The following is a 2,008-nucleotide window of genomic DNA, read 5'->3' on the forward strand; positions in this document are numbered from 1 at the left end:
GGCGAGGAAGGCCGTCCCGACCTGCACGCCCGCGGCCCCGAGAGCGAACGCCGCGGCCACACCGCGTCGATCGGCGATGCCTCCGGCCGCGATCACGGGCACGTCCACCGCATCGACGACCTGCGGGATCAGGGCGAAGGTCCCGACGAGCGACTCCTCGGCAGGGCGCAGGAACGACACCCGATGCCCGCCGGCCTCCGCCCCGGTCGCGACCACGGCATCCACTCCCGCTGCGGCGAGCGCGACCGCCTCGGCCACGGTGGTCGCCGTGCCGACGATCCGGATACCGCGATGGTGCGCCTCTCGGACCACATCGGCGGACGGCACCCCGAACACCACGCTCAGCACCGTGGGCTCGATCTCCCAGATCGCGTCGAGCTGCTCCTCCAGGGCGGGGGTGTAGCGCTCCGGTCTGCTCGGCACGTCGAGACCCACGGCCTCGTAGAAGGGTTGCAGCGCCTGGGCGAACACCGTGTGCTGCGGGTTCGGTTCGACCTCGTCGCCCGTGGGAAGCCAGATGTTCACCGCGAACGGCCGATCGGTAGCCGCACGCAGCTCGGCTCCGGTCGCGCAGATGCGGTCGCCCTCGTAGCCGTACAGGCCGAATGAGCCCAGTCCGCCGGCGTTGCTCACCGCCGCGGTGAGCGCGATCGAGGAGAGCCCGCCGAACGGGCCGAGGATGATCGGATGCTCGATCCCGAGCAGGGCGCGAAGGTCACTCATGCTTCGACGTTACGCCCGCGCCGCACCCCCGGGGTCGACCGTGACGGGTCCGACCTGCAGACCCCGGTGATACCCTCGCTGCAGGAGGGAGAGCGCACATGAGCGAGTGGTTCGGGCAGATGCTGAGCTTCGTCGCGACCGCGCTCGGGCTCGTCTCGATGCCCGATGCGGCAGCTCTCGGCCTCGCGATCGCGGTGCTCGCGGTCACGGCCCTCACGCTCGCGATCGTGCTGAGCGTGCGCCCCGCAGCCACCGCCGACGCCCCGCCTCCGCTGCGGGCGATCGACATCGGCACCCTCCTCACGCAGAGCGAACCTGATGCCGCAGGCCACCCACGGCCTCGGGCGCCGGGAGTCGCGAGCGCCGCGTAGTCCGTTCACACGACGGGATCACGCGGCCTTCGCCGACCCTTCCCGACGCCACGAACGGACTCTTGCATGGACATCTTCGCCTTTCCCTCTCTCGCCACCCTCCTCGACGCCGCCTACGGCGCCCTGACCGGGCTCTCCGACCTGCTCACCCCTCTCGCCGGAGCCTCGGCCGCCGCCCTCGCCGTCATGCTCGTCACCCTGCTGGTGCGGGCGCTGCTCATCCCCGTCGGCATCTCCCAGGCCAAGGCCGAGCAGACCAGGGCGCGCCTCGCGCCGAAGCTGCGCGAGCTCCAGCGGCGCCACAAGAAGAACCCCGAGCGTCTGCAGAAGGAGACGATGGCGCTGTACCGCGCCGAGAACACCTCGCCGTTCGCGGGGATGCTCCCGGTGCTGGCGCAGGCCCCCGTCGTCGGCATCCTGTACACGCTGTTCCTGCGCCCGGAGATCGCGGGACACGCGAACGAGCTGCTCGCGCACGACCTGTTCGGCGCACCTCTGGGCACGAGTCTGATCGCGGCGCTCTTCGGCGGCACGGCGACTGCGGCCACGTTCCTCGTCTTCGGGGTGCTCCTGGCGGTGATGATCGCGGCCGCGGAGGTCACCCGCCGTATGTTCCGCCCGACACCGGTCGACGCCGACGACTCCCCGCTGAACTCCCCCGTCATGCTGCGTGTCGTCTCGGCGATGCATTACATGACCGCGGTCTTCGCCGCGTTCGTGCCGCTCGCCGCCGCGCTGTACCTCACCGTCACGGTGGTGTGGACGCTCGTGCAGCGCATCATCCTGCGTCGGCGGTTCCCGCTGCCGGCGCAGGGTGTCAGTCGGGCAGCGGTATCGGCGCGGTGAAGGGACCGGAGGGGCCTCCGTCGCGGCGGTCCCTCCGCACACCGAGCGTGGTCCCCACGCTCGCGGCG

The 2,008-nt window shown here is 71.6% G+C and carries 3 protein-coding genes; 2 read left to right on the forward strand and 1 reads right to left on the reverse strand.

Going from position 1 to position 2,008, the window contains the following annotated elements; all coding sequences use genetic code 11:
* On the reverse strand, positions 1-723 hold a 723-nt coding region (locus KZA10_RS13470; protein WP_218683131.1), incomplete at its 3' end, for a nitronate monooxygenase family protein.
* A gap of 98 nt (positions 724-821) precedes the next feature.
* On the opposite strand from KZA10_RS13470, the gene KZA10_RS13475 reads away from it, so the two are divergent.
* Positions 822-1,094: a DUF6412 domain-containing protein gene (locus KZA10_RS13475; RefSeq protein WP_218683132.1), complete on the forward strand. Its 273-nt coding sequence runs from the start codon at positions 822-824 to the stop codon at positions 1,092-1,094.
* Positions 1,095-1,160: 66 nt separating this feature from the next.
* Entirely contained in the window at positions 1,161-1,940 is a 780-nt protein-coding gene (locus tag KZA10_RS13480) for a YidC/Oxa1 family membrane protein insertase (protein WP_141387517.1), read from the forward strand.
* Positions 1,941-2,008: the final 68 nt, after the last annotated feature.

Origin of the sequence: Microbacterium sp. BF1, from assembly GCF_019279095.1 — a bacterium.
GTDB lineage: Bacteria > Actinomycetota > Actinomycetes > Actinomycetales > Microbacteriaceae > Microbacterium > Microbacterium maritypicum.

Bases quoted from the DNA above. Each gene is read 5' to 3' on its own strand.
- KZA10_RS13480 (WP_141387517.1), top strand. From the start codon at position 1,161: ATGGACATCTTCGCCTTTCCCTCTCTCGCCACCCTCCTCGACGCCGCC.
- KZA10_RS13475 (WP_218683132.1), top strand. From the start codon at position 822: ATGAGCGAGTGGTTCGGGCAGATGCTGAGCTTCGTCGCGACCGCGCTC.